At 32.3% G+C, this 25621-nt stretch carries 30 protein-coding genes; 9 read left to right on the top strand and 21 right to left on the bottom strand.

The window, feature by feature from the left end; all coding sequences use genetic code 11:
• The 5 genes from ACYU7A_RS10510 (at position 1) to ACYU7A_RS10490 (ending at position 3428) form a co-directional block, all read left to right on the top strand.
• Entirely contained in the window at positions 1-567 is a 567-nt protein-coding gene (locus ACYU7A_RS10510) for a histidine phosphatase family protein (RefSeq protein WP_460576382.1), read from the top strand.
• Positions 557-1513, top strand: a complete 957-nt coding sequence (locus ACYU7A_RS10505; protein ID WP_460576380.1) for a methyltransferase — start codon at positions 557-559, stop codon at positions 1511-1513. Before ACYU7A_RS10510 ends, ACYU7A_RS10505 begins: the two co-directional genes overlap by 11 nt.
• Entirely contained in the window at positions 1510-2211 is a 702-nt protein-coding gene (locus tag ACYU7A_RS10500; RefSeq protein WP_460576378.1) for a WG repeat-containing protein, read from the top strand. The genes ACYU7A_RS10505 and ACYU7A_RS10500 overlap by 4 nt, the downstream gene beginning before the upstream one ends.
• Before the next feature lie 149 nt (positions 2212-2360).
• Positions 2361-2930 carry a hypothetical protein gene (locus ACYU7A_RS10495; protein WP_460576376.1) on the top strand — a complete coding sequence of 190 codons (570 nt, stop codon included), beginning with the start codon at positions 2361-2363 and terminating at the stop codon, positions 2928-2930.
• A gap of 267 nt (positions 2931-3197) precedes the next feature.
• Positions 3198-3428: a T9SS type A sorting domain-containing protein gene (locus tag ACYU7A_RS10490; protein ID WP_460576374.1), complete on the top strand. Its 231-nt coding sequence runs from the start codon at positions 3198-3200 to the stop codon at positions 3426-3428.
• A 379-nt stretch (positions 3429-3807) separates the two neighbouring features.
• Here the strand turns inward: ACYU7A_RS10490 and ACYU7A_RS10485 are convergent, their stop codons facing one another.
• Positions 3808-4506, bottom strand: a complete 699-nt coding sequence (locus ACYU7A_RS10485; RefSeq protein WP_460576372.1) for a DUF1826 domain-containing protein — start codon at positions 4504-4506, stop codon at positions 3808-3810.
• Between the two features lie 132 nt (positions 4507-4638).
• Here ACYU7A_RS10485 and ACYU7A_RS10480 point away from each other — a divergent pair, with 132 nt between their 5' ends.
• Positions 4639-6258, top strand: a complete 1620-nt coding sequence (locus ACYU7A_RS10480; protein WP_460576370.1) for a hypothetical protein — start codon at positions 4639-4641, stop codon at positions 6256-6258.
• 69 nt (positions 6259-6327) lie between these two features.
• On the opposite strand, the gene ACYU7A_RS10475 is transcribed toward ACYU7A_RS10480, so the two are convergent.
• From ACYU7A_RS10475 to ACYU7A_RS10460, 4 genes are all read right to left on the bottom strand, one after another.
• Complete coding sequence (locus ACYU7A_RS10475; RefSeq protein WP_460576368.1) at positions 6328-6975, bottom strand: response regulator transcription factor; 648 nt, start codon at positions 6973-6975, stop codon at positions 6328-6330.
• On the bottom strand, positions 6975-7628 hold the full coding sequence (locus tag ACYU7A_RS10470) for a sensor histidine kinase (protein WP_460576366.1): 654 nt from the start codon (positions 7626-7628) through the stop codon (positions 6975-6977). The genes ACYU7A_RS10475 and ACYU7A_RS10470 overlap by 1 nt, the downstream gene beginning before the upstream one ends.
• 98 nt (positions 7629-7726) lie before the next feature.
• Positions 7727-8377: a hypothetical protein gene (locus ACYU7A_RS10465; RefSeq protein ID WP_460576364.1), complete on the bottom strand. Its 651-nt coding sequence runs from the start codon at positions 8375-8377 to the stop codon at positions 7727-7729.
• A 9-nt stretch (positions 8378-8386) separates the two neighbouring features.
• Positions 8387-9118: a hypothetical protein gene (locus ACYU7A_RS10460; protein ID WP_460576362.1), complete on the bottom strand. Its 732-nt coding sequence runs from the start codon at positions 9116-9118 to the stop codon at positions 8387-8389.
• A 273-nt stretch (positions 9119-9391) separates the two neighbouring features.
• Here ACYU7A_RS10460 and ACYU7A_RS10455 point away from each other — a divergent pair, with 273 nt between their 5' ends.
• Together ACYU7A_RS10455 and ACYU7A_RS10450 are read left to right on the top strand one after the other, a co-directional pair.
• A complete protein-coding gene (locus ACYU7A_RS10455) occupies positions 9392-10045 on the top strand; it encodes a porin family protein (RefSeq protein WP_460576360.1) in 654 nt (217 codons plus the stop codon).
• An 85-nt stretch (positions 10046-10130) separates the two neighbouring features.
• Positions 10131-11009: a hypothetical protein gene (locus tag ACYU7A_RS10450; protein ID WP_460576358.1), complete on the top strand. Its 879-nt coding sequence runs from the start codon at positions 10131-10133 to the stop codon at positions 11007-11009.
• Positions 11010-11063: 54 nt separating this feature from the next.
• On the opposite strand, the gene ACYU7A_RS10445 is transcribed toward ACYU7A_RS10450, so the two are convergent.
• Entirely contained in the window at positions 11064-11495 is a 432-nt protein-coding gene (locus tag ACYU7A_RS10445) for a hypothetical protein (RefSeq protein ID WP_460576356.1), read from the bottom strand.
• Positions 11496-11614: 119 nt separating this feature from the next.
• Here ACYU7A_RS10445 and ACYU7A_RS10440 point away from each other — a divergent pair, with 119 nt between their 5' ends.
• Positions 11615-12223, top strand: coding sequence for an RDD family protein (locus ACYU7A_RS10440; RefSeq protein WP_460576354.1), 609 nt, complete (start codon positions 11615-11617; stop codon positions 12221-12223).
• A 53-nt stretch (positions 12224-12276) separates the two neighbouring features.
• Here the strand turns inward: ACYU7A_RS10440 and ACYU7A_RS10435 are convergent, their stop codons facing one another.
• From ACYU7A_RS10435 to ACYU7A_RS10365, 15 genes are all read right to left on the bottom strand, one after another.
• A complete protein-coding gene (locus tag ACYU7A_RS10435) occupies positions 12277-12468 on the bottom strand; it encodes a YgaP family membrane protein (protein WP_344816746.1) in 192 nt (63 codons plus the stop codon).
• A gap of 34 nt (positions 12469-12502) precedes the next feature.
• Positions 12503-12808 (bottom strand): hypothetical protein, encoded by a 306-nt coding sequence (locus ACYU7A_RS10430; protein ID WP_460576352.1) that lies wholly within the window; start codon positions 12806-12808, stop codon positions 12503-12505.
• 132 nt (positions 12809-12940) lie between these two features.
• Entirely contained in the window at positions 12941-16135 is a 3195-nt protein-coding gene (locus ACYU7A_RS10425; RefSeq protein WP_460576350.1) for an efflux RND transporter permease subunit, read from the bottom strand.
• A gap of 155 nt (positions 16136-16290) precedes the next feature.
• Positions 16291-17379 carry an efflux RND transporter periplasmic adaptor subunit gene (locus ACYU7A_RS10420; RefSeq protein ID WP_460576348.1) on the bottom strand — a complete coding sequence of 363 codons (1089 nt, stop codon included), beginning with the start codon at positions 17377-17379 and terminating at the stop codon, positions 16291-16293.
• Between the two features lie 48 nt (positions 17380-17427).
• Positions 17428-18741 carry a TolC family protein gene (locus tag ACYU7A_RS10415; RefSeq protein WP_460576346.1) on the bottom strand — a complete coding sequence of 438 codons (1314 nt, stop codon included), beginning with the start codon at positions 18739-18741 and terminating at the stop codon, positions 17428-17430.
• 136 nt (positions 18742-18877) lie between these two features.
• Positions 18878-20476: a hypothetical protein gene (locus ACYU7A_RS10410; RefSeq protein ID WP_460576344.1), complete on the bottom strand. Its 1599-nt coding sequence runs from the start codon at positions 20474-20476 to the stop codon at positions 18878-18880.
• 80 nt (positions 20477-20556) lie between these two features.
• Positions 20557-20757, bottom strand: coding sequence for a hypothetical protein (locus ACYU7A_RS10405; RefSeq protein WP_460576343.1), 201 nt, complete (start codon positions 20755-20757; stop codon positions 20557-20559).
• 56 nt (positions 20758-20813) lie between these two features.
• A complete protein-coding gene (locus tag ACYU7A_RS10400) occupies positions 20814-21149 on the bottom strand; it encodes a hypothetical protein (protein WP_460576342.1) in 336 nt (111 codons plus the stop codon).
• Between the two features lie 102 nt (positions 21150-21251).
• A complete protein-coding gene (locus tag ACYU7A_RS10395) occupies positions 21252-21443 on the bottom strand; it encodes a hypothetical protein (RefSeq protein ID WP_396145797.1) in 192 nt (63 codons plus the stop codon).
• Positions 21444-21539: 96 nt separating this feature from the next.
• A complete protein-coding gene (locus ACYU7A_RS10390; protein WP_460576340.1) occupies positions 21540-21737 on the bottom strand; it encodes a DUF6132 family protein in 198 nt (65 codons plus the stop codon).
• Position 21738: 1 nt separating this feature from the next.
• Positions 21739-22005: a heavy-metal-associated domain-containing protein gene (locus tag ACYU7A_RS10385; protein ID WP_298305371.1), complete on the bottom strand. Its 267-nt coding sequence runs from the start codon at positions 22003-22005 to the stop codon at positions 21739-21741.
• A 9-nt stretch (positions 22006-22014) separates the two neighbouring features.
• Positions 22015-22317, bottom strand: a complete 303-nt coding sequence (gene trxA / locus ACYU7A_RS10380; protein ID WP_460576338.1) for a thioredoxin — start codon at positions 22315-22317, stop codon at positions 22015-22017.
• Positions 22318-22319: 2 nt separating this feature from the next.
• Positions 22320-22517, bottom strand: coding sequence for a hypothetical protein (locus tag ACYU7A_RS10375; RefSeq protein WP_460576336.1), 198 nt, complete (start codon positions 22515-22517; stop codon positions 22320-22322).
• Between the two features lie 7 nt (positions 22518-22524).
• On the bottom strand, positions 22525-23949 hold the full coding sequence (locus tag ACYU7A_RS10370) for an MBL fold metallo-hydrolase (RefSeq protein ID WP_460576334.1): 1425 nt from the start codon (positions 23947-23949) through the stop codon (positions 22525-22527).
• A gap of 226 nt (positions 23950-24175) precedes the next feature.
• Positions 24176-25594, bottom strand: coding sequence for an MBL fold metallo-hydrolase (locus tag ACYU7A_RS10365; RefSeq protein WP_460576333.1), 1419 nt, complete (start codon positions 25592-25594; stop codon positions 24176-24178).
• Between the last annotated feature and the right edge of the window lie 27 nt (positions 25595-25621).

Here is a 25621-nt window from a genome sequence, read left to right as displayed (position 1 = left end):
ATGAACACAAAAAATAAAAAAGCACTTTTAATTAGACATGCGGATAGAGATGCTATTCCTGAAGGTTCATTTGGAAATGAAGTTTTACTAAATCTACTAGGGCAAAAAAATGCTTTTAACTATGGTGAAAAGTTAAAAAATACTAGTATTACCAAAATTTATTCCAGCCCAGTACCAAGATGCATGGAAACTGCGGCGTTTATTCAAAAAGGTTATTGTAAATCATTAGAAATAATTGAAACTGTGGCATTAGGAGCTCCAGGATTACATATTATTGATGAGAAAATTGCAGGTGCGTATTATTTAGAACATGGCTTTGATGCAATGTATGAAAGCTTTAAAAATGGAATTACTATTCCAGGAATGGCAACTCCTGAGAGTTTGAATCAAAACATGACAGATTTTATTAATAAAAATTCTGTAGAGAATGAAACTACCATTTTCATAACACATGATATGTTGATTGCTTTTTATCATTTTAGTATTGATAAAACCGTTTACACAAAAGAGAATTGGGTAAATTATTTATCGGGTATCACTTTTAATTACGGAGAAAATGAAAGATAATCTGAAATCGTTTTTTACCGAACATTGGAATTACATGGTGGTTAGTACAGCTTGTAAATTAGAACTATTTGATGCTCTTGAAAAACAAAATTTGGGAGCAAAAGAACTTGCCAAAAATCTAAATTTAAAAGAAAAACAATTAAGCATACTTTTAAAAGCTTTGAATAATACTGGCTTTTTAAATGAAGAAAATGATACGTATTCGCTAAATGAAACATCCATATTGCTAACAGAAAACCATCCGAATTCCTTAAAATATGCTTGCTTAAATTGGTCTGGAGAACATTTGAATGCTTGGCAAAATTTAGAGTATTCTATCCAAACTGGAGCTAGTTCCTTTACTAAATTGTATGGTGAGAATTATTTCGATTATTTAAACAATCATCCCGATAAATTACATCAGTATCACAAAGCAATGTATGAATATGCAAGAGACGATTACAAAGAACTACCTAATAAAATTGACTTAAATAGTGTTACTAATATTATAGATATTGGCGGTGGATATGGTGCGGCAATAAGCTCAATTAAAATAGTTTATCCTAATTTAACCTGTTATCTATTTGATCTAGAAAAAGTAATCGATAATTGTAATTTAAAAGATATTACAACAATAAAAGGCAACTTTTTTGAAGAGATTCCAAAGGTTGCAGAGGTTTTAATTTTATCCAGAATTTTACACGATTGGGACGATGAAAAGGCAGCAATAATTTTGAAAAATTGTTTTGATGCTTTGCCAAAAAACGGAACAATCTACATCATTGAAAATTGTTCAGACAAAATAACAATAGATTTATCTATGCTATCGCTAAACATGATGGCCCTATGCGAAAGTTATGAAAGAACATCTGTTGAATATATTCAAATGGTTACCTCAGCTGGTTTTACTTTTGAATCTGATGTAAAATTAAATGAATTACAAACCATCTTAAAATTTAAAAAATGAATTGGAAAGATATAAAAACATCAACCGACAACAAGCATTTCTTGGTAAATGGTAAACCAATCTTTGATAAGCATTTTACAGAAGTATTAAAATTTCACGAACCAGGATTAGCACCTGTAAAAGACGAAACAGGAAGTTACCATATTGACATTTTAGGCAATGAGTTGTACAAGGAAAGATATAGTAGAACTTTTGGTTTTTATTGCAATAGAGCTGCGGTGATTGATAATAATTGCTGGTTTCATATTGATGAATTTGGTAAAAGAAGCTATTCCGATTCATACGAATGGACTGGTAATTTTCAGGAAAACCTTTGCACCGTCAGAGATAAAGGGAACAATTACTTTTATATAAATCTTAATGGTGAAAGATTAAATCATGAAAACTATCTTTATTGTGGTGACTTCAAAGACGGTATAGCTTGTGTAAAAACTAAAAACGGTTTTTTTAAACACATAAACAATCATGGTGAATGTATCAATGACAATGAATATCACGATTTAGGTATTTTTCACAAAGGTTTTGCAACAGCAAAAGATGAAAAAGGTTGGTTTCACATTGATTTAAACGGTGAGGAACTATACAACAATCGCTATTTAATAGTAGAACCTTTTTACAATGGATTTGCTTTAGTGACTACTCATGATAATCAAAAGTTAATTATTGATGAAAACGGATATTCTATACACAAAATTTAATTCAAATAAATTTTAATGATTTTTAATTTACCACCACTATGCCTAAGCTATCAAAAAAGTACAGGCATTGTTTTTAAAAACATATACTCTCTAATACCGATACCTTGTTCTAATTTTTATATTTTTGAATAAATTATAAATTACCCCAAATGTCCATAACCAACAAGAAACTCAAAATCAATATTTTTGGAGAGTTATGGACTTTAAAGAAAGTACTTTTAACACCCATCGAAATGGAGTATTATAGTAGCATTGCTTCTGGAATGAATCAACCGCTGCATAAAGCGTTATTAGACCCATTCTTTTATCCAAAATTACGATTGGAAAGCACTACTTCATTTCTTGATTTAAAAGGAAATGTAATCTCAGGTGTTACCGAAAATTCATCCAATCAAATTGATCTTTGGTTTGATGGAAAAAAAGAGAAAATATGGGTTGCTAATTTAAAGAATGGTACCCTCTTCCCTATCTACAACATTACCTTTTCAGAACATTTGAGTGAACTTTCAAGTAGAATTTATATCGAAACTTTAGAATTTGGAAAGATTGCTTCTTGCGAAGTAATGTTGGATGATTTTAGCAAAGAGCGTTTAGAATTTAATTTTATAAAACACAAGGAAGTACTTCTACTTGAAAATAGATTTAAATACAATGGTAAAATTTTGAAAAGTAACAAAACGGATAGTAATTTTATTAGAATTCATAGTTTTGAAATTTAATAAAAGTGAATATGATTATTTTTTAAAACAAACCTATTTACATCAATAATAATTATTTTTAAAAACAACCATAAATTAAAAAAAAGCAACTTTTTTCTTTAGTATGTCAATTTTTTTTTGTAATTTTACTATGTTCATTTATACTTTTGAAAAACTAGTTACCCTATAGGTGCACCTATCAAAGTTCACTTTCGGGAAGTATTGAAAACACTGACAAAAATATAAGGGTGTCGGAGCCTCTTTACTCTTGGAATTGATACCTTTTCAATGGATAAAATAAAACTATATCCAAACCCAGTGAAATCTGTTTTTACTATTTCATTGGACAGAAATATTGATACAGTTGCTGTTTACAATCTTTTAGGACAAGAAATAATTTCGAAATCTGTTAACACTAATGAAGTTTCTGTTAATGTAGCTCATTTGGCCTCTGGAACTTATTTAGTTAAAATTACTTCGGATAATGAAACTAAAACATTGAAAATAGTCAAAATTTAAATAGTTATTAATATTTAATAAATCCCAAATTTCAAAACAATGAAATTTGGGATTTTTATTTTTAATAAACCAATAACTCGGATGTTAAAGGATAAAAAAGCAAACAAATTAATTAGTGATACAAAAAACCAAAACAGCTTATTTTATCTCTTTTTATCCTATAAAGAAGCACCAAAGATAGTGTACGGATAAAGCATAGATAAAGCATGGATAGTGTATGAAAACTTATAATGAGGTATAGTCAAAAATAGATAATTTCACAAACGAGCCATTTATCTAAAAGTAATGACAAAAAAAGGTGACTAATATTTCCCAAAATACAATAAATTACGGAATATTTGATAGTTCAGAAAGCTCTTGGTGCTAAGGAAGCTTTTCCCTAACAAATCAACAACAATCGATGTTCTCCATCCTTTTCAATTGGTGCTCTGTGAATGCATGGTGGTACTTTTTGTGTTGGATGGTCTACTGCCAGTCGCCACAGATGACCTACGCCTAAGTTAATTGGGGTGGTGTTGGGTTGAGCTTGGTAATGTAAGTCGAAATAATTTTCTTTTAAAAAGTCTTCAAATTCAGCTTCTGGTCCATCGTGGAGGTCTTTTAATTGGGCTCTAATTTCGGGAACGAGTATTTTTTGTTGGGCTTCATCGTTGGCAATGAGGTCGCTTGCTGCTCCGTGATAGGTACACAAAAAAGTATCGCTGGCAATAGGCGAACGGTCTACATGAAAGGAATATACATCCGTAGCAATGAAATCAAAGTCGGTATCACGTTCGTAGCATTGGAGTAAGTTGAGCACTGGAGCAGCTCCGAAGTCGTTTAGTTCTTGCAAATCCTTTAAGATAATTTCCCTAGCGCAATTTCCTTGTGGCGAAAGTTGTAGTGCCAACAGGTCTTTGGGAGTTACTTCGGTGATGTTCTCTCTCAATTGGAGTTTACTTACTAGCTCTTTAAAATCGCCTTCCAAATTTCGGTACCAGCACAGCGCATTGCGTGTTCCTTCAAAATCGGTTTGTATCAGTTCCGAAAAAGAGGTAACGATTCCAATTTGTTTGCTGTTAGAAAATGTAGGGTTCATGTAGGTAAATAAGTTAGGTAACGCGTTGCAAAATTAGTACATAAACCCTCTAAAAATTAGTTTTTTAATAAAAACATTGGTGGGTTGTAACTAACGAACTTTTTATATATTTGTAAAAATTAAACCTTACTTATGAAAAAAGTTTTTTTAGCATTGTTCCTGCTTGCGTCTTGTAGTTTTTTTGCGCAATCTACCGATTTAGATCCGTTTGAAATCAACTACTCGTATGTACAACTTCCTACGAAACCTATCTTGGATAAGAAGAATAGAAACTATTCGTTTTTAATTTCTTTTGACCGCTCTTTGTTGTATAACAAATCGAAGTACTTTATTGAAAATCAAGTAACCATCTCTGGTTTAGAAAAAAGAGAAAAAAATGGTTACATGAGTGTTGAAGTAATGCTTCAGAACCCAGTGGTTACCAAAAAAGAAGTAACTACTAGAACAGTTACTAACAAAGATAGAAACGGAGTTCAATCTACTAGATACTATTACACTCCTGTGGTTTCTTATAGCCAACAAGGAAATGCAAAAGTGGTAAGTGGTGATGGTAAAATCAACAAAATCATCAGTTTCAATGGTTCTAATACCATAAAAGGAACTGAAACTGAGAATTACAACCAAGCACAAAATGGTCAGTATTCACTACAAAGTACTATAATAAACAACTATTTGAATGAAGTGGTGAATCGTTTGAATAACGAACTAAATAACGAATTTGGTTACCCAGTAAAAGAAGGTAAAGACCAATTTTGGGTTTTAGCAAATAAAAAACACCCAGAGCAAGCGGCTGAATACAATGCTTACTTACAAGCCAAAGCAGTTTTTGACAAAATGAACTTTGCTGAACCAATAGATGGTTTTGAAAAAGAATTGGAAGAACCAATCAACTATTTCAAATCATTATCTAACAAATATACAACTGATTCTAAAGCTGATAGAAAAATACGTTACAGTGCTTACTACAATTTAGCTAAAATCTACAACTATTTAGACCAACCAGCTAAGTCTAACGAATGGGCTAATATTTTAGTTACCAACGATTACGATCCTGGTGATGGAAAAACAATGATTAAAGAAAATGACAACAACCTTGCGTTATTTAATGTTAATCAATTAAAAACAAGACACTTCCCTGTTGATACAAAGAATTTTATATTTGAAGAAAATGTACCTCAACAAACGTACAATTCAAATCCTTCTTATTCGCAATCAGCACCTTACAGTATTGAAACTGATCCAAACTATACTCTTGCGTATATCTTGACAATTAAAAAAGATACCATTACTGGTTATATGCCAAAAAGCAGAGGATTAAACTTAAGTGATGCCGTGATGGTAACTGTAAAAGATTTCCAAGGAAAATTCTCTGAAAGAAGTTTTAAAGCAAATGAAGTTAATAAACTAATCCTAAGTAATGGTGAAGAATTTGCAACTGTTACCTTCAAAGTTTCTACTGATAATGGTGGTGTAACGCTTTCTGGAGCTAGCAAAAAATTCGTTAAAGAAATGTATGCTGGTAAAAAGATGTCGGTTTACCAATATTTTAATGGAGAAATTATAGTAAAAGCTGCCAACGAATCGGAAGGAAAATCGAATGCCTCAGCCTCTTGGATGTTAGGTCCGAAAAAGCGTTTTGAAGAATTAGCTGCAGGTTGTCCGGAACTATTAGCTAGAGTCGACAAAAAAGAGTTTAAAAATAACTTAGAAAGTATCTTATCGTTTGCACAAGCGCTTGACGAATGTAAATAATAAGTTTAAATAAATTAAAAAAGGATAACTCTAAAGTGTTATCCTTTTTTTTATGAAGTAAAAAATGATTTACAAAGTATCAAAACCATTTTTGATAGCATAAACGGCTAGTCCTACTCTACTCTTAAGTTCTAATTTTTCAAAAAGATTATCACGATAACTCTCCACAGTTCTTGGACTACAAAACATTTTCTCAGCAATTTCTTTGTAACTCATTTCGGTTACCGAATACTTTAGAAATTCCTTTTCTCTATCGGTTAATGCAATTACGGTATCTTCTACTTTTAATGGTGTTCCAATACTCGCAAAAACCTTACTTGCCGCCCATTCTGGATAAAAATAGCCATTATTGACTAATGATTTTAAAGCTTTTTCTAAATCTGCTGGATGCGTATTTTTTAGCAAATAACCTTTAGCACCATTTTTTATCATCTTAATCACACTATCATCATCGTCTTGCATACTCAAAGCCATTACCAAAACATTGGGATGGTTATCTTTCAGCCACAAAGCAGTTTCAAAGCCATTCATGATGGGCATACTAATATCAAGCAAAACAATGCTTGGAATATTGTTTGGAGAAGCAAACTTGTCTTGAAGTTCTTTTCCGTTTTCACATTCGTACAAGACTTCAAAATCTACAAAATTAGCCATGATGCCTCGCAAAGCTTTTGCAATTAGCACGTGATCGTCAACGATTACAATAGAATTATTCATTATACAATAGGTATTGAAATTAGTAAATGAGTTCCTTGCGAATTACTTTTAAGACTTGAAGTTCCTCCAATGATTTCGGTACGTTTTTTAATATTACTCAACCCTATTCCATCCGATTTTTTGGTAACATCAAAACCTATTCCGTCATCAGCAATAGAAAGTGTAATCGTTTGCTCGTTTTGAGATAGAAGTCCAACAATGTTCTTGCATTTGGCATACTTGATACTGTTCTGAAGAAACTCTTGAACAATACGAAGCAAGACACTTTTCGTTTGATAAGGTAAAACCAAATGAGCAGCATCCGAACTAAAATTAACTTTACATACTTTCAAATCGGCAATCTTTTGAAACTCTTCTTCTAACAAAACCGTAATCGAATTACTGTCGATAGTATTATCGGTAAGGTTTTTAGAAAGAGCACGCAACTCAGAAAGCGACTGATTGATAATAGCACTAATATTTTCGATATTCTCGTTAATGTGAGGTGCTTTATTTTCGTAAGCCAATTGTTGCGTATACAAGCTAGCCAAAGTTAACTTCTGCCCGATATTATCATGAATTTCACGACCAATATGTTGCATGGTTTGGTTTTGAATTTCAATTTGATTTTCTAAAAGTGCTCTTTGATGTTCTTCTTTTTGATATGTAAGCATAGCAAGATGTTCTTTCTTTTTTTGTTTATATTGTATGATGAATAGTACAATACCTATTATAAATAGAATAAAAAATAAGTTAAATAAAAATATTGGAATTAAACTCTCGGCTTTCCCCATATAAATGACATTGTAAAAAGTATATACATAATATTGACTGAAAACAGAAAAAAAGTTTTATAATTTTGCCATAATTCATTCATGTTTTCATATAGATATTTGTCGTAAGCAAAAAATGGCAAAGTCCCAATATAAAATAACATTACTGCTATGTTGATATAAAACATTTTATTAGTTTTAAAATTTAAAATTTCATCAGACTTTATTTGCTTCATAAATTCTAAATATATCATAATGGATAATAAAAATACACCAACAGTATAAGTCATTGAACTTATGTATCTAACTTGATTTAAAGTAAATAAATTTAGTATATAAAATGCAATATAAACGATAGTACTTATCCAATATAGTTTTGTTAACTGTAAAGATTTTTTAGCATATAACCAATAAAAAAACAGGAATTCAATTGGAATTACAAAAAAGCCATAATAATATTTTCTATTTTTTGGAAAATGTGCAAATAGATATATATTAATTAATTCGACTAATGCAATAAAAACAACATAAATTACAAACCATTTCCAATAAGTATTCTTTAATTTATTGTAATAAACAATTCCTACAATTGCACAAATAAATTCTGCATAAGGAAACAAATTGTACAAAATAGTTTGTAATTCTTTCATAGTATTAAATTAAAATCCTAAACCAGTTATTGCATCTGGTGGATATAATCCTCCATGATTTCTCGCAGCTATTTCATCTTCAGGGCTAGGTTTAGCTAGTCTTAAATTGTTTTGAGGAAATAAATAAGACCCGATTTTTTTTCTAACATTCATTGGCATATTACTTTTACCTTGAACGTATTCATATTTTTGGATACCATTTTCAAATGTACTTTTATCAAATAAATTAACATCAATTATTTTACCGTCATTTGTTTGAAGCGTTGGAATCATTACTAGAGTATGTCTTTTTTCATAATTTCTTTTTATAGGATCTTTTAACATATCAGTAAGTGCATTTTTATATTCTGTTTTATTCCATGAAACACTATCTGGATAAGCAGCATAATAAATTCGTAAACCTCTTTTATTTTTAGAATAGGTTTCATCATTTTTCATATCGTGTTCAAAATGATAAATGAATTTTTTTATAGTATCTAAATCAAACCAAATCGAATAAGCGTCTTGATTTATGGGTTTAGAAGCCACTCCTTGAATGTTTTCTAATTGGTTGTTTCTGTATAAATTCACCATATCATGAACTAATCCATTGGTTAATTTACTTTTTTCATTGGAAGAATAATCTGTACAAATCTCATTTGAATTTGTAGCTGGATCGGATGTTGTTCCAAAAATAAAATAGGTAATCAAAGCTGAAATAGCCGCAACAAATAAATAGCCTAATAATGTTCTTGTTCTCATAATGTAAAGTTTTTAAATTGGTTATAGTTTTATAAAAATAGTTTTTATTTCGATACAAAGTAACCAACTTCCTACTTTTTTATCATTAGTTGATTAACGGTTTCTGTATCCGTTAAACGACGGTATTATTTTCCGCTAAACAACCTACTCTTTTTTAGTTAAATGCTCATCGATTGATTTTGAGATAGTTTGCAGTTTTGTAATGTGCTTTCACAAGCATAAAAGCGGAACCCGAAAAGCTATTTAGAGTAGGGAAAACAAAAACTATTTATAATGAAAACAAAAATCACAATTATCGTTATGTTATTCGTAACAGCGATGAGCTTTGCTCAAAAAAAATGGGAACCCTACCATCAATTTAGTTTGGATGCAGGTTACACCTTTTCTTCCTTAAAAGAAAATCAAAATCCAAGTAGACCTTTATTTGCTGACAACGGAGTAAATTTTGGTATTGGACATCGTTGGGGTGATACCTGGGGAATTGCTTCAAGAATTGGCTTTTCTACAGGTTCTCTTGATGACGATGGAGTTGCAAGTATTACTAGAAAACGAAAAACACCACCAAGATACATTCCTATTCCAGATCCACCGGGTTCTATATCATGGTCACAAATTTCAGTAATGACTGGACCAAGCATAAGATTAGGAAAAAAACATCAATTTGAATTCAATGCTATGGCAGGTATAGGGATTAACCCATCACCCAACTACATCAGAGTAGATGCTTATGAACAAGATTTATTCCTAGAAACAGTATATGAAGCTAAAGATAAAAGTGTTGTGGGAATGTGGCAGGTGAATGCGAAAGCTAATGTTATTAAATTAACAAAAAATAGCTCTTTAGGCATTAGTGCTGGCTATGGAAGTAATGGTTTGAGCGTTGGTGTTTCATATGATTATGTTGGACATGTAACATTATTAAGATAAAACAAAAAATTAAAAAGCATTTCATTAAAAAAAACAGGAATCCTGAAAACTGTATAGAGTAAGGGAAAATCAAAAACTATTTATTATGAAAAATTCAATTTCAATGATTATTTTAATGCTCACATTAAATGTATCATTCGCTCAAATAAGAGCAACTAGAGTGGCAACCAAAATAGATGCTAATGTAGATTTAAAATCAGAAACAAAAACTAATATTACCAAAGAGTCCTGTTTTTGTTGTGGCGAATTTTATAGCTTACCAAAACCAGTAATATCTGGTCCAAAAGAAATTGCATGTGGAACTCAAGCTGTTTTTACCTCAAAACCATGTGAAGGAGCAACAAGTGTATGGTCTGTTTCTCCAGCAATAGCAGGTTCAACACAAACTCCAAGCAGTTTCACTGTTCCTTCTAATGCACCTGCAGGAACATATACCCTAAGTTATCAAGTGGCTTGTAATCGTGAACGATTTGTTAGTACTCAAATGCAATTTACAATTGTAAGTGTACCCAATTGTAAACCAGACTTTTTAGTAACCGTTACACAATTATCAAATGGCATGTTAACTATAGCAACTAATCCATTAATGCAAACACCTGGACAAGAACATTGGTGGGGTATACAATATAATGGCACCTATCCAAATTGTAATCCACAAGCACCAATTCCTTTTACTTCTATGAATGCAAGTGGTTGTTTTGGAGGATATGTTAATAGTTCTGGTGCACTTAGTCCGTTTATGGGTTCAGGCATCACAATTGTTAATGGATATGGAATAACTTATAGTGGTTTTCCAAATAATAGTTGCTTCAAAATTACCCATTATGTAAAGTGTTGTGGTCAATTAATTAGACAAACAGCCTATTTTTCTGTTGGAACAAGCAATGCTAGAATGGCAAGCTCTGACAAGCCTATTGAAATTAAACCACAAATAATAATGAGTGAAGTAGAAATTGTTAAATAAATTTTCAGGTTAGTTTTTTGTTGAAAAGTCCCAAATGCATTGTTTGGGGCTTTTTTATTCTACTTTTTCAAGGTGTTTAGAACTTACTGTTTTTTCTGGTGAAGATTTTGGTCTTTTGATAAAATAACCATCACCGTCATCGTCACTATCTTCTTTTATAATTAGCGTAAAACTGTATTTAAGGTCTTTGTCTAAATCCTCCTCATTAACTACAACCTCTACTTTTATTGATTGATATTTAGGATAAAATGTTCTATTTACTTGATGGAAATCATAAGCTTTTAAAGTTGCATTGTAATTGAGATCAATAGTAAATTCTTCGCTATTCGCTTCTTCTGTGATGCAAATTCTAATGCATTCTGGATGCGGTTTGGCTTCCATAGTTTCGAAATGTAATAGCGTGAATTTTTTCGTATCATGGAGCACGCTTTTCAAAGGCATGGCTCTATTGGCTCTTAAGTTCATGATAGAAATAAAATTACTCATTTGCTGATTTTTAAAAACTAAAGATACAAAAAACAAATGTTGTATTATTCAAAAAAAATAAATAGGTTTGAGGTATACAATAGTACTAAAAAAACTATTTCATTTACACCAACAATCTCATGGAAGACAAGCAATTACCTGTTCATTTAGAAGGAAGTTACGACAGTATTTATGGTAACTTTGGCTATCGATTTGCGGCTTTACTACTTGATGGAATCATCCTTGCTCCAATATCTGTCGGATTTTTTGTTTTTAATAGTATGGATCTAAATAATGTCTATGCAGGTATTTTGGTTAGTAACGTCATTACTATTTTCTACCACATCTACTTCCCTACCCGATTTGGCGCTACGCCAGGCAAACTTGCATTAGGATTACATATATTAAAAATGAATGGTGATGCTATAACCTATAGTGACGCCTTTAGAAGATACTTACCCAATTTACTACTTGGAATTATTGCGATAATTAATACCCTATTTGCAGTAAGCAAAGCCGATGCAAAAGTATACAATGATTTGAGTTGGATGAAGCAATCGGAATACTTGCAAAGTATGAATTCCAGTATGTTTTATATCCAAATGATTTGCATCAACGCTTTGTTATTTACAAGTTTTTTCATCTTTATGTTCAACGAAAGAAAAAGAAGTATTTCTGATTTAAGTGGTGATACCGCTGTGGTAAAGAAATACTACTTGAAGCAAATAAAAGAAGTAATGAATAAATAATAAAAATGGTTCCCACTAAGAGAACCATTTTTTATTTAAAGCAATTAATTGATTTAATCTTTCACTCCTAATTTAGTCAAAATATCGGCCATCAAACACCATTTTGTAATGGATGATTGTAAAAGATTAGCACCAACAAAGGCAGTAAACCACAACCAATTTTGATTTACATATAAAGATAAAAGTATGCTTATAAGGATAAAAGTTCCTGCAACAGCGTGAATAATTCTTGTTTTCATTTTAATATTAGATTTTAGATATTAAATATTAGATATCAAATTAATTAGATTTTTCAATGTTTATAACTGCGGAATGGATATGTGATAATGTCTCTTGTTTTGCATTGAATTCTGTAATTGCGCTACAAACCATATCAACATTTTCCTTTTCTACAAAGGCGTAAAACATTATGGATTCATTTTCGTTCATTTCTGTGCCAAACCAATTGCTTTCTATGGCGTCTTCTGACGTATTTCTGTAGCCTGTAACTTCTCGGTAAGAGAACGTTTTGACTTGTGCTTTTTTTAGAATTTGTTTGACTTCTTTTTCAAATTCGGCTACTGCTGTTATTAATAATAGTTTCATGTTTAAAAGTTTAAGAGTTTAAAAGTTTAAAAGTTTAAAGGCATAGCTTAAAAACTAAAACTTATATTTAAAATGCATTTCGACAAGCTCAGTGTGACAATTGACTGAATACTGAACACTGACCACTGACCACTAATTATTCTCCCATTTTTTTCTTTCTGTAATGTAGTAGATTAATGGTACTACAATCAAAGTTAGAATTGTTGAAACGATGGCTCCAAAAACTAATGAAATCGCTAATCCTTGGAAAATTGGATCGAATAGAATGATTACAGCTCCAATTACAACAGCTCCTGTTGTTAGTAAGATTGGTGTGGTTCGCACTGCTCCTGCTTCGATAATGGCTTGTTTTAATGGAATTCCATCATTCAGTCGGATCTCGATAAAGTCGATGAGCAAGACCGAGTTCCTGACCATTACTCCTGCCAAAGCAATCATTCCGATAAAAGAAGTTGCTGTGAAAAAAGCTCCCAATAACCAGTGTCCAAATACAATTCCGACCAACGAAAGTGGAATCGCCATCATCATAACCATTGGTGTTTTGAAATTTTGGAACCAACCTACAATCAACATATAAATAATCACGATTACAACCGCAAATGCTACTCCTAAATCACGGAAAACTTCTAATGTAATTTGCCATTCGCCATCCCATTTTACAGTAAAATCACTTTCATCTGATGGTTGATCCATGTACAATTCGTTGACTTTGTAGCCTTTTGGCAATTTCATTTTTTGCAATTCTTCGTTCATTCCCAAAATAGCATATACCGGACTTTCTAGTGTTCCTGCCATATCTGCCGTTACATACACTACACGTTTTTGGTCTTTTCTGTAAATCGTTTTCTGCAAAGTATCAGCAACCACTTTAACCAAATCAGAAACTGGAACTACATTACCTTGACTTCCTTTTATTTTTAAATTCTGAATATCTTGCAACGATGTTTTGTCTTTATCATCAAGAGACAATACGATTCCAACGCTGTTATTAGAATTTTCATCATATAAATTTGAAACTGGATATTCTTTCAACAAATAAGTCAAGTTTCCAACTACTTGTTGTGGAGCGATACCATTAAGCATTGCTTTTTCTTTGTCAACTTCCAATCGATATTCGGTTTGGTTATCTTCAGTCATCCAATCGACATCAACAATATCAGATGTTTTTTCTAAAATACCTTTTACTTGATTGGCAACTGCAATTTGATCTTTATAATTTGGACCATAAATCTCGGCAACCAATGTTGATAAAACTGGTGGTCCGGGCGGAACTTCGATAATTTTGACATTCGCACCATATTTTTTAGCAATCTTTTGCACTTCTGGACGAACCAATTTGGCAATATCATGACTTTGTAAATCTCTATCTTCTTTGTGTAATAAATTTACTTGAATATCAGCCATATTGCTACCACCACGCAAATCGTAATGACGAACCAAACCGTTAAACGTAATTGGTGCAGAAGTTCCGATGTAATTTTGATAATCCACCACTTCTGGAATAGTCGTAAGATATTGAGCAATTTCTTGTGTCACAGCCGCGGTTCGTTCCAACGTAGTTCCTTCAGGCATATCTACTACTACTTGGAATTCGTTTTTGTTATCAAAAGGCAGCATTTTTACCAAAACGGATTTGGTGAAAAACATCAAAACTGAACCTGCTAACAAAACAACCGTAATTCCCAACATCACTCTACGTTTGGTAGAATTTTCTAAAAATGGACGTTCCAATTTATTGTACACTCTATAAATCCAAGATGTTTCTAATCCTTGTTCAGCTTTGTGTTCTTGTTCGTCTTTTTCGTGTAATAAATGGTAACCTAAATAAGGAGTAACAGTTAAAGCTACAAACAATGAAAGCAACATCGCAATAGAAGCTCCAATAGGCATCGGACTCATATAAGGTCCCATCATTCCTGACACAAACGCCATTGGAAGAATTGCTGCAATAACGGTAAACGTTGCTAAAATGGTAGGATTTCCAACTTCATTAATCGCAAAAATAGCGGCTTGTTTGAATGGTAATCGCTTCATTTTGAAATGGCGGTGCATGTTTTCGGCAATGATAATACTATCATCAACTACAATTCCGACCACAAAAACTAAGGCGAAAAGCGTAATTCTGTTAAGCGTATAACCCAACATATAGTAAGCAAACAAAGTCAAAGCAAACGTCAATGGCACAGAAAAGAATACCACTAATCCACCACGCCAACCCATAGCTAACATAACTAAAAGTGTTACGGCAATAATCGCAATTCCTAAGTGCATCAACAATTCTCCTACTTTGTGAGAAGCAGTTTCTCCATAATTACGAGAAACCTCCACATGAACGTCGTCGGTAATTAATGTTTTCTTCAAACCTTCTACTTTTTCAAGTATTTTATCTGCAATTTTCATCGCATCAGCGCCTTTTACTTTTCCGATAGAAATAGTAACGGCTGGATATTCTGATTTGTTTTTAGTATATTTTTCATTAGCTTTTCCGTAACCGAAAGACACATAACTTCTTGGTGTTGAAGGTCCATCTTGAACAGAAGCTACTTGTTTTAAATAAACTGGCATGTTTGCATTTACACCTACAACCAAGTTCTCAACATCTTCTGAAGTGGATAGAAATTGTCCTGTTGTAAGTAAAAATTCTTTATCATTTGAAACAAAACTTCCTGATTGCGAACTACCATTATTGGCTTGAATCATTTGCATAACACCCAATGCATCCACGCCATTTTCGGCCATTTTATCTTTGTCTAAAACTACTTTTAGCTCACGCGTTCTTCCACCAATTTCTTTGGTAATAGCAACATCTTTTACTTTTTCAATTTCAGAAGTTACTTCTTCCGCAATTTGACGAATTTCGAAATCGTTTAATGTTTCACTCCAAAGCGTCAATCCCAACATAGGAACATCGTCAATAGAACGCGTTTTTACCATAGGTTTGTAAACACCTTTTGGAAAAATATTTTCGTTTTTCATCAACTCGTCGTATAATTTTACATACGAGCGTTCTGAATCTTCACCCACATAAAATTGCACAATAATCATCGCTTGACCATTCATAGCCATACTATGCAAATGCTCAACGCCTTTGATGTTGGACAAAATTTTCTCTAGCGGTTTTATAACACGGCTTTCCACTTCAGCCGGACTTGCTCCTGGATAACCAATCATAACATCGGCCATTGGAACATTGATTTGCGGTTCTTCTTCACGTGGAATTAAGAACGAACTGTATACACCAATAATCATCAATCCAACCATCAACAAAATGGTTAATTTAGAGTTGATGAAAAAATGGGCTATTTTACCTGATATACCTTCTTGCATTTTTTTTTTAGTTTATGAGTTTAGAAGTTTAAGAGTTTAAAAGGCAATGCTGAAAAACTGAAAACTTATATTTAAAAATCACTTCGACTGCGCTCAGTGTGACACTGAAAACTGCGACTGATTACTGCGACTGAACACTGATCACTGAACACTGATTACTGAACATTAACCAAAGCTCCGTTATACAATTTTCCTTCTGCTGAAACGATGTATTGTTCGTTAGCCGATAATCCTGATAAAACTTCTACTTGATTGCCGAATGATTTTCCGGTTCTTATCCATCTTAAAATGGCAGTTTTTCCGTTGGCTACTGTGTAGATACCTGTTAGTTGTCCTTGTTTTACCAAAGCACTTTCTGGCACCATTACTTTATCTGATTTTACTGTTGTTTCCGTTTTTGGTTTGTTAGCTATTGGGAATTGAACATTCACAAACATTCCTGATAAAATGGCTTTGTCAGTTGCGTTCAAGGTTACTTTTACTAAATATTGTCCACCTGTATTTTTAGCCGAACCACTCACTTCAGAAACTTTTCCTGCCACTTCTTTGTTGATTGATTTTACTAAAACTTTAACTGCCATTCCGTTAGTAATTTGAGCAATATCACTTTCAGAAACCATTGCAGTTACTTGCATTCTAGAAACTCCTTCAACACTTACCAAAGGCATTCCTGGATTCGCCATATCACCTTCTTTTACAAACGTATTGGTAACTTCTCCAGAAAATGGAGCCGTAATATTGGAATAAGAAAACTGCGCCATTACTTCGTTTCGCATTTGCCTTGCTCCTTCTAAACCAGCTTTTGCCATTTCGTAACGCGAAGTCATATCGTCTAATTCTTTTTGAGAAGCGCTTTGCTGATTGAATAAAGCTGTAAATCTTTCATAATCTTTTTTAGCATTATTATAACCTGCTGTTGCTTGCAAAATTGAAGCATCAACTTGTGCTTTTTTGGCTTGTAAGTCAGTGTTGTTTACACTAACTAAAAGTTGTCCTGCTCCTACTTTTTGTCCTACTTTTACGTGAACTTTAGTCACATAACCCATCATTCGGGTAGAAACATTGGCACTATTTTCGGCTTCAATTTTACCACTTGCTGTTACAAATTCGCCGTTATTATCTGCTGAAATTCCGCTTACTTGAACTGCAATGGCTGGTTCGTTATTGGTAGTTTCTTTCGTTTCTTTTCCGCATGATACGAATAAGAATGTTGAAAGGGTTAGGATAGTTATTATTTTCTTCATAATATTTTCTATTGTCTTAATACTTAATACTCTAATCTTAATACTCTTTTACTTAGTTAAAAACTGCAAATACTGTTTAGTGAAATTATACTCGAAAACCGATTGCAAATGCTCCAATTCTTTTTGAATCGTTTGAGTTTCTGATTGCAATAAATCGGTTGTTTTTTCTAATCCTTGTGTGAATCTGTTTTGACGAATTCTATAAGCTTCTTGGGATTGTTCCAATGCCAATTTTGACAGATTTACTTTATTTTCAGCATCTTTCAATTGACGATTGGTTTTGTTTAATTCCAACTGACTTTGCTTTTTGTATTGATCTTTTTCAACCTCGGCTTTTTGTGATTCGGCTTTAGCTTTTTGAAATTTTCCAATAGATTTATATCCATCAAAAACATTCCATGAAAGTTGTGCTCCAACTAAATAACCTTTAGCAGCCGTTCCTAAAAAGTTTTTGTCGTACAATTCATAACTTCCGAAAGCATTTAATCTTGGTAAGAATGCCATTTTAGACGATTGTAACATTTTAGCATAAGCTTCAGACGATTTACTCATCGCTTGAATATCTTTTCTATTATCTGATAATGAAGTGTTTATTTCTTCAATTACAATTGCATTATCCAATTCTTCCGATGGTTTGTAGATTTTCCCATTACTATCTTCATTCAATAAAAAAGCTAAATAATCGGACGCATTTTGCACATTACTTTTAGCATATTGCAATTGATTTGCGATTTCATTTACTCGAACTTGAACATTCAGCAAATCGGTTTTTTGCAACATTCCTTGTTTGAAATAATTATCAACTAATTTCAAATTGGCTTTTCCAGTTGTATTGGCTTTTTCTAAAACTTTTACAGCTCTGTAAGCCAATTGCAATTGCATGTACGCTTTTGAAACCTCTAATTCTAAATATTCTTTTGTACGCTCGGTTTGCAATTGATAGGCTTCCATTTTAGATTTTGCAGCTTTTCTTTCAAACAAACCATCAATATTTATAAGTGGTTGTTGGATTTCAAATTTGGTTGCAAAATTTTGAGTCTTCGCTGGATCATTTAACAACGCTGGATTGAAATCTGCCATAGTCAAAATCTCTTGATTTAGTTTAGAACCAAAAGCCATCAATGGATTGGTTGTAGAAATTCCGGTATGCGACACATTGATGTTGGGCAAAAAGAGTGCGTTGGATTGATTGTAATCTGCCTTTGCTGATTGATAGGTTTTTTCAGCAATTTTTATTTGTAAATTCTTTTCGGATAGTTTCTGAGACAATTCGCTTTTAGAAATAGCCAAAGTATCTTGACTAAAACCAAAAAACGAACTCAAAATTGTTCCTGTAAAAATGATGTAACTTATTTTCTTCATAATTTTATATCTGAATTATAAAGCAAAAGTAGAACGGTAAAAATGGCATTACAGTTACAAATGTTACAGAGTAACTAATGTTACAAAAAAAGCGTCCAATTTCTTGAACGCTTTTTGAATAAATAGTGTGATTTATTTAGTTAACTATCACTTTTTGAGAAACATAAAATTTATCATTAAAGATAAAAGTTATGATAACAGTTTGATTTGCAACGCCATCGATTTCAAAATTCATTGAATTTTCTCCTTGTTTGGCATCAGCAACTTCACCGTCAGTAATTATTTTTCCGTCTAATGAAGTTACGAAATAATCAATTGTTGTTTCATAAGCCATATTAAAATTGATTTTTACGACACCATTTTGAGTTGGATTTGGAGAAACCGACATAGAAAATGGATTTTTTCCGTTGATTTCTTGAACTCCCAAAGGTTGATTACGAATCAATTTTACTTCATAAATGGTTGCACTTGCCGAAGTTGTACTAGTTTGATTCACGCTAAAAGGATTTTGTGTCGGACTGCTCAAACCACCTACGATATGACCAATTACAAACTCATTTGCTGTGATTTCATCTAACTTTATTACTTCATTTGAAAAATGTGGTAATGCTTTGTTTTGAATAAATTCGGCACTTGCTCCTTTTAAAGAAGGCATTGTTTCTGGTAATTGATATTCTTGCAAAGAACCATCTGCAAAGCGTGTTGTGCGACTAATTGTATTTACAAAAGGAACCTCATTATCCTGAATCAAAGTGGTTCCGTTATAGTAATACTGACTCATTCCACCAAAAAACAAATTGTGCATTCTATTTTCAGTCGCATCATACAAAGCAGAAACAGCGCTGTGGTAATTACTCAAATACTGATTGAATGTGGTTTGCGGAAAATAACCTGTTTCTTTGATATCTACAGGATAAAGAAAAGGCAAATCGACATTAATTTGAAAAACTCCTGATGAAATCGTGAAACCCAATTCTCCATTAGGAAAAACTTGAGGCAACAAATTATAATCACGTCGGTGTAAATGAACCGCATCCGTAACGACTTGGTAATTTGAAATACTCAATTGCGAACCTGAATTGTCAATTTGAAATTTCTTGATACTGTTGGTGTAGGTTTGCGTAAAAGTGGGATTGTTCATTGGATTGTAGCGTCCGTCAAAACGATGCCCACCAACTAAGTAAAATGTATTATTAATTTTGGCTAAATGTCCACCATTGACCGCCAGATTTTCATCGGTCATTTGCTTGAAATTACTAGCAATTGAAGTTCCGTTGATGACAGCATTTATTAAATTTGGCACATCAACTGATGTCATTTTATTGAACGTAATATGATCATTGGCTGTGGCCGAAAACGCGTAACCACCAACTAAATAAAGAGTTGTGTCATCTTGGTAAAAGTTGAAATTAGTTGCTTGCAATTGCTCTTTTAAAGCAGTTGCCAAAGAATTTACAGAAGCCGACCAAAACTGATTGGTAGCAATATCAACCACATAAATATTGGTATTATTACTTGCCGCTGGAAAAGCATTGAAAGGTTGGCGTGCATGAATTCCGTCGATTCTTCCTCCTATTATTAACCATTTTCCGTTATGTTGTGCAAAGGCATACGAATGAATTCCGGGAAAATTCGGAATGGTTATCGGATTTAATTGCACCTGATAATCAAAAGTAGTTTGCGAAATGGCAAAACTTGAGATTAAAAGCAATACAATTTTATATAATGTTTTCATTTTAAGATTTTTAAAATTGTATAATAGAAGATTAGTGCCAATTAAAAACTGACACTAATCATCACTATTACATTAATAAATTACGCTTTTTTCTCTTCGGCTTTTTTAGAAGAACAACAGCCTCCTTTTTTCTCACCTTCACCACAAGATTTTTTCTCTTCTGAAGAACATGATTTTTCTGTTTTAGCTTTTTTCTTTTTTTGTTTAGGCTCTTGTTGAGCGTTGACATTCATTGAAAATAAGAAAGCTATTGTTGATAATATTGAAACTATTTTTTTCATTTTTTTATGTTTTAAATTTTAAATTGATTTGTTGTAATTCATTAAATTACATTGATTTAAGAACACAAAAGTGATTCTGGAGGCTGCCAAATAGTTACATTATAATTAGGACTAAAGTTTTTGTGGTATAAAATATTTTCTTTTTTTGGAATAAAACTTATGTTGTTTACAAAAGAATATGTTGAAGCAAATACTAAAAATGTTGGACTATTCAAGCTATAACTTAAGAGACATTTTTCTTTTTCACAACCTTTAGTTGGTTCACAGTCAGAATTGGATTTATTGCATGAAACTTGTTCTTTTTGAGCCAATTGCATTTTTATAGCTTTAACAGATGGAAGTATCGTTAAAGCATTAAAATAGAAGCATAATAAAATTGCAAAATATTTCATAGAACAAATTTATCTAATAAAATTCACTTAAAATGTGACAAATGTTACATAAAAAAAAAGCGTCCAATTACTTGAACGCTTTTTTAAAAATATCTTAGCTGATTATGCTGCTTTTTTAGATGCACAACATCCACTTTTTTTCTCACCTTCACTACAAGATTTTTTTTCTTCTGTTGTTGAAGCTGTTTTTTCAGTTTTAGCTTTTTTCTTTTTTTGTTTTGGCTCTTGTTGAGCATTTACATTCATTGAAAATAAAAACGCTACTACAGCTAACATTGATGCTACTTTTTTCATTTTTTATATTTTTAAAATTAATGTTTCTTTACTTATTTATATCAAATAGTGTTCCAAATATACTATTTTATTCATTAAACAAAAATAAATTAACTTTTATTTATTCTTGTTCTCCTTTACAAATAAATTGAATAACAATCCGCCCATCAAGGCTCCATATAATGTGCTATTCAATGGTTTGGATGTTATAGCACAAGTTCCGCTAGCGCAACCTACATAATGATAGTAGGCATATCCTGCAATTGCTCCAACGATAACTCCAACTGCTGTTATAATAATTGCTTTCTTACTCATATTATTTAGTCTCACTCATTCTTCCAATAGCGCAATTCACATAGGATTTGGCTTGACGAAGTAATGTATTGTCTCCTTTTTCTGGATAGCCTAACTCATTTAGTTTAGCAATAATTGTTTCTCTATTCGCTGTTCCTTTTACAACTATGGTATCAATTTCTTTATCAATGGTAACTTCTTCTACGTTATCAATTTTCAATAAAGCTGTTTTAATACTGTTCATACAACCACCACATTTTATATTCTCAACTTCAAAAATTGTTTCCATTTTTATTTATTAATTTGTTTTTTCCAGAATAATTTGAATAATTTCTTCTTTAGATAAAACTCCTGATTGACGCCACAGTTGTTGTCCTCTTTGATACAACATCATTGTTGGAACACCACGAACTTGTTGCATTGTAGCTAATTCTTGGTTTTTATCTACATCTACTTTAATGATAGAAACTCTATCACCTAAACTGTCTTTAACTTGTTTCAAAACTGGTCCAAGCATTTGACATGGTCCGCACCAAGTGGCAAAAAAGTCTATTAAAACAGGTTTGTCAGAATTGATAATATCTTTAAATGAATCGTTCATAATTATTTATTTTTATCGTAATTTACATTACATCCATTTGGTCCGCAACCCATATTAAAAAGGGCTTGAAACAAAAAGAAGATTCCAAAAACTATAAAAAACCATTCGTGCGTTTGATAAGCATTGTAAAATAAAAATAATGCTAATGCTACTCTAAGGAATCGCATAAAATGCCAATTGGTAAAAAGTAATTGTTTCATTATTTATTTATTTCAATGTAGATGGACAAACGTAATTTGTTGTTTTGATTCCAGTATTTCTTATGGCAGCAAAACCACCTAATACGTTGATTACATTATGATAACCACGAGCTTTTAATATCGATGCAGCAATCATAGAACGATAACCTCCGGCGCAATGCAAGTAAAAATCTTCTTCTTTAGGAAACTCAGCTAAATGTTCGTTTAAAAAATCTAAAGGAGTTGAAGGAACGTCTAAAATATGTTCAGAAGCATATTCACCTGGCTTTCTTACGTCAAAAACTGGAACCTTTTCATTGTCATTCTGAACTTGATTCAGAATCTCATCCAATTTTTCCGCTGTAACAGAAGTAATTGTGTCATATTCTAAACCAGCTTTTTTCCATTCTTCAAATCCACCTTTTAAATAACCTAAAGTGTTGTCATATCCTACTCTAGCTAATCTTTTGATAGTTTCTTCTTCTCTACCTTCTGGAGTTACAAGAAGAATTTCTTGTTTGATGTCTAAAATCAAAGCACCAACCCAAGGAGCAAATTGACCGTCAATACCAATAAAAATTGATTTTGGAATATGTCCTTTTTCAAAATCATCTTGGTGACGAACATCCAAAATCAACGCCTCAGTTTCGTTCGCAACTAATTCAAATGTTTTTGCATCAAAAGCTTTCGCTTCTTTGATAATATCTTCTACATTAACATAACCTTCTTTATTCAACTTTACATTCATAGGAAAATAAGCAGGCGGTGGCAATAAACCATCGGTAACTTCTGCAATAAATTCTTCACGAGTCATATCGGCACGAAGCGCATAATTGGTAGCTTTTTGGTCACCAATACTTCCTACAGTTTCTTTACTTAAATTTTTTCCGCAAGCACTTCCGGCACCATGCGCTGGATAAACAATTACATCATCTGCTAACGTCATTACTTTGGTGCGCAAGCTATCAAAAAGAATTCCAGCTAATTGTTCTTGTGTCATATCGGCTGCTTTTTGAGCTAAATCTGGACGACCAACATCGCCTAAAAATAAGGTATCGCCACTAAAAAGTGCGTAATCTTTTCCGTCTTTATCTTTCAATAAATAACACGAACTTTCCATGGTATGACCAGGCGTGTGAAGACATGTAATTGTTATTTCGCCTAATTGAAAAACTTCACCATCTTTAGCAACATGCGCTTGAAAAGTTGGATTAGCATTTGGACCATAGACAATTGGAGCTCCTGTTTTTTCTGCCAAAGTCACGTGTCCACTAACAAAATCGGCGTGGAAATGGGTTTCAAAAATGTATTTTATTTTACCTCCATTGGCAGTCGCTTTATCAACATAAGGTTGCACCTCACGAAGTGGATCAATAATAGCAACTTCTCCGTTACTTTCAATATAATAAGCGCCTTGTGCTAAGCAACCTGTGTAAATTTGTTCAATTCTCATACCTAAAAATTATTTAATGTAAAATTAATTAGTTTTACTCGATAACACGGTAACTTTAGTTACATTTTAACAAATAATAAGAAAAAAGTAATTCCAACTGAAGGTGATAAACAAAATTTTATAATTCCTTAAAAAAAACCATTAAGAAATTAAGTTTCATTAAGTCACTTTGCTTAATTTACTTAACTTTCTTAATGGTTTAAAGTTATAAAAACTTAGTAATTAATTATAACAATGTTGATGGACAAACATAATCCGTTTTAGCTAGACTTGTATTTTTTATATCTGCAAATCCTCCAATTACATCAACAAAATTATCAAAACCTCTTTGCTTTAGCATGGAAGCAGCAATCATTGAACGATAACCGCCTGCGCAATGCAAAATAAATGCTTTATCTTTTGGAAACTCAGCTAAATGATTGTGTAAAACATTTAATGGAATATTTACAGCATCAACCAAATGCTCTGATTGGAATTCGCTTACTTTTCTAACATCAATAATAAATTGTTTTCCTTCGTTACAATGTTTTTCAAGCTGTTCTGCTGAAATTCTGTGGACAATATCAATTTCTTTACCAGCGTTTTTCCAAGCTTCAAATCCGCCATCTAAATATCCAATAGCGTTATCATAACCTACTCTCGATAAACGAATAATAGCTTCTTTTACTTTGTCGTTATTCTCAGCAACAATTATAATTTCTTGTTTGATGCCTAAAATCAATTCGCCAACCCAAGAAGCAAAATTGCTCTCTAAACCAATATTCAAGCTATTTGGGATAAATCCTTTTGCGAAAATTTCGGCTCTACGTGTATCCAGAATTAAAACTTTCGTTTCGTTAATAAGAACTTCAAATTCTTTAATTGTAAAAGCTCTTTGACCTTTCTCCATAATAGAATCCAAAGAATCATAACCTTGAATATTCATCAATACATTTTTTGGAAAATATTGTGGTGGCGTTGTCAATCCAGTTAAAATTGCTTCTACAAATTGGTCTTCGGTCATTTCTTGCAAAGCATAATTGGTTTTCTTTTGATTACCAAGTGTATCAGTAGTTTCTTTACTCATATTTTTACCACAAGCACTTCCAGCACCGTGATTTGGATACACAATCAAATCATCTGATAAAGGCATAATTTTAGTGCGAAGCGAATGATACAAATGGCGTGCTAATTTGTCTTGAGTTAAATCGGCAATTACGTGTTGTGCTAAATCAGGACGACCAACATCACCAATAAATAAAGTATCACCAGAAATTAAACCTTGCTCTTTTCCATCTTCATCTGAAACTAGAAAACAAGAACTTTCCATAGTGTGACCTGGCGTATGGATAAGCTTGATTTTAATTCCACCAACTTTAAAAATTTCGCCATCGGTTCCAACGTGAATTTCAAAACCTGTTTTCATTGTTGTTGGTCCGTAAACAATTGTAGCTCCAGTTTTCTTTGCTAAATCTATATGTCCTGAAACAAAATCGGCGTGAAAATGGGTTTCAAAAATATATTTTAACTTTACATTATCACGTTCTAATCTATCTAAATAAGGTTGGGTTTCTCTCAAAGGATCAACAATTGCTGCTTCTCCATTGGAAGTGATGTAATAGGCAGCTTCTGCAATACATCCGGTATAAATTTGCTCTAATTTCATAAGATAAAAATTTTATCAAAAATAGAG

It is taken from the genome of Flavobacterium koreense (genome assembly GCF_054776075.1).
The sequence above is the reverse complement of the archived record's forward strand: the minus strand, read 5'-3'. Positions and strand labels throughout refer to the sequence as shown.

What these genes read in the sequence shown, in the direction of transcription:
- ACYU7A_RS10375 (WP_460576336.1), bottom strand. Translation starts at nt 22,517, where the DNA reads ATGAAACAATTACTTTTTACCAATTGGCATTTTATGCGATTCCTTAGA.
- ACYU7A_RS10505 (WP_460576380.1), top strand. Translation starts at nt 557, where the DNA reads ATGAAAGATAATCTGAAATCGTTTTTTACCGAACATTGGAATTACATG.
- ACYU7A_RS10485 (WP_460576372.1), bottom strand. Translation starts at nt 4,506, where the DNA reads ATGAACCCTACATTTTCTAACAGCAAACAAATTGGAATCGTTACCTCT.
- ACYU7A_RS10400 (WP_460576342.1), bottom strand. Translation starts at nt 21,149, where the DNA reads ATGAAATATTTTGCAATTTTATTATGCTTCTATTTTAATGCTTTAACG.
- ACYU7A_RS10445 (WP_460576356.1), bottom strand. Translation starts at nt 11,495, where the DNA reads ATGAGTAATTTTATTTCTATCATGAACTTAAGAGCCAATAGAGCCATG.
- ACYU7A_RS10390 (WP_460576340.1), bottom strand. Translation starts at nt 21,737, where the DNA reads ATGAGTAAGAAAGCAATTATTATAACAGCAGTTGGAGTTATCGTTGGA.
- ACYU7A_RS10410 (WP_460576344.1), bottom strand. Translation starts at nt 20,476, where the DNA reads ATGAAAACATTATATAAAATTGTATTGCTTTTAATCTCAAGTTTTGCC.
- ACYU7A_RS10475 (WP_460576368.1), bottom strand. Translation starts at nt 6,975, where the DNA reads ATGAATAATTCTATTGTAATCGTTGACGATCACGTGCTAATTGCAAAA.
- ACYU7A_RS10465 (WP_460576364.1), bottom strand. Translation starts at nt 8,377, where the DNA reads ATGAAAGAATTACAAACTATTTTGTACAATTTGTTTCCTTATGCAGAA.
- ACYU7A_RS10510 (WP_460576382.1), top strand. Translation starts at nt 1, where the DNA reads ATGAACACAAAAAATAAAAAAGCACTTTTAATTAGACATGCGGATAGA.
- ACYU7A_RS10405 (WP_460576343.1), bottom strand. Translation starts at nt 20,757, where the DNA reads ATGAAAAAAATAGTTTCAATATTATCAACAATAGCTTTCTTATTTTCA.
- ACYU7A_RS10415 (WP_460576346.1), bottom strand. Translation starts at nt 18,741, where the DNA reads ATGAAGAAAATAAGTTACATCATTTTTACAGGAACAATTTTGAGTTCG.
- ACYU7A_RS10430 (WP_460576352.1), bottom strand. Translation starts at nt 12,808, where the DNA reads ATGAAACTATTATTAATAACAGCAGTAGCCGAATTTGAAAAAGAAGTC.
- ACYU7A_RS10495 (WP_460576376.1), top strand. Translation starts at nt 2,361, where the DNA reads ATGTCCATAACCAACAAGAAACTCAAAATCAATATTTTTGGAGAGTTA.
- ACYU7A_RS10480 (WP_460576370.1), top strand. Translation starts at nt 4,639, where the DNA reads ATGAAAAAAGTTTTTTTAGCATTGTTCCTGCTTGCGTCTTGTAGTTTT.
- ACYU7A_RS10370 (WP_460576334.1), bottom strand. Translation starts at nt 23,949, where the DNA reads ATGAGAATTGAACAAATTTACACAGGTTGCTTAGCACAAGGCGCTTAT.
- ACYU7A_RS10490 (WP_460576374.1), top strand. Translation starts at nt 3,198, where the DNA reads ATGGATAAAATAAAACTATATCCAAACCCAGTGAAATCTGTTTTTACT.
- ACYU7A_RS10395 (WP_396145797.1), bottom strand. Translation starts at nt 21,443, where the DNA reads ATGAAAAAAGTAGCATCAATGTTAGCTGTAGTAGCGTTTTTATTTTCA.
- ACYU7A_RS10500 (WP_460576378.1), top strand. Translation starts at nt 1,510, where the DNA reads ATGAATTGGAAAGATATAAAAACATCAACCGACAACAAGCATTTCTTG.
- ACYU7A_RS10460 (WP_460576362.1), bottom strand. Translation starts at nt 9,118, where the DNA reads ATGAGAACAAGAACATTATTAGGCTATTTATTTGTTGCGGCTATTTCA.
- ACYU7A_RS10440 (WP_460576354.1), top strand. Translation starts at nt 11,615, where the DNA reads ATGGAAGACAAGCAATTACCTGTTCATTTAGAAGGAAGTTACGACAGT.
- trxA (WP_460576338.1), bottom strand. Translation starts at nt 22,317, where the DNA reads ATGAACGATTCATTTAAAGATATTATCAATTCTGACAAACCTGTTTTA.
- ACYU7A_RS10425 (WP_460576350.1), bottom strand. Translation starts at nt 16,135, where the DNA reads ATGCAAGAAGGTATATCAGGTAAAATAGCCCATTTTTTCATCAACTCT.
- ACYU7A_RS10450 (WP_460576358.1), top strand. Translation starts at nt 10,131, where the DNA reads ATGAAAAATTCAATTTCAATGATTATTTTAATGCTCACATTAAATGTA.
- ACYU7A_RS10420 (WP_460576348.1), bottom strand. Translation starts at nt 17,379, where the DNA reads ATGAAGAAAATAATAACTATCCTAACCCTTTCAACATTCTTATTCGTA.
- ACYU7A_RS10455 (WP_460576360.1), top strand. Translation starts at nt 9,392, where the DNA reads ATGAAAACAAAAATCACAATTATCGTTATGTTATTCGTAACAGCGATG.
- ACYU7A_RS10385 (WP_298305371.1), bottom strand. Translation starts at nt 22,005, where the DNA reads ATGGAAACAATTTTTGAAGTTGAGAATATAAAATGTGGTGGTTGTATG.
- ACYU7A_RS10365 (WP_460576333.1), bottom strand. Translation starts at nt 25,594, where the DNA reads ATGAAATTAGAGCAAATTTATACCGGATGTATTGCAGAAGCTGCCTAT.
- ACYU7A_RS10470 (WP_460576366.1), bottom strand. Translation starts at nt 7,628, where the DNA reads ATGCTTACATATCAAAAAGAAGAACATCAAAGAGCACTTTTAGAAAAT.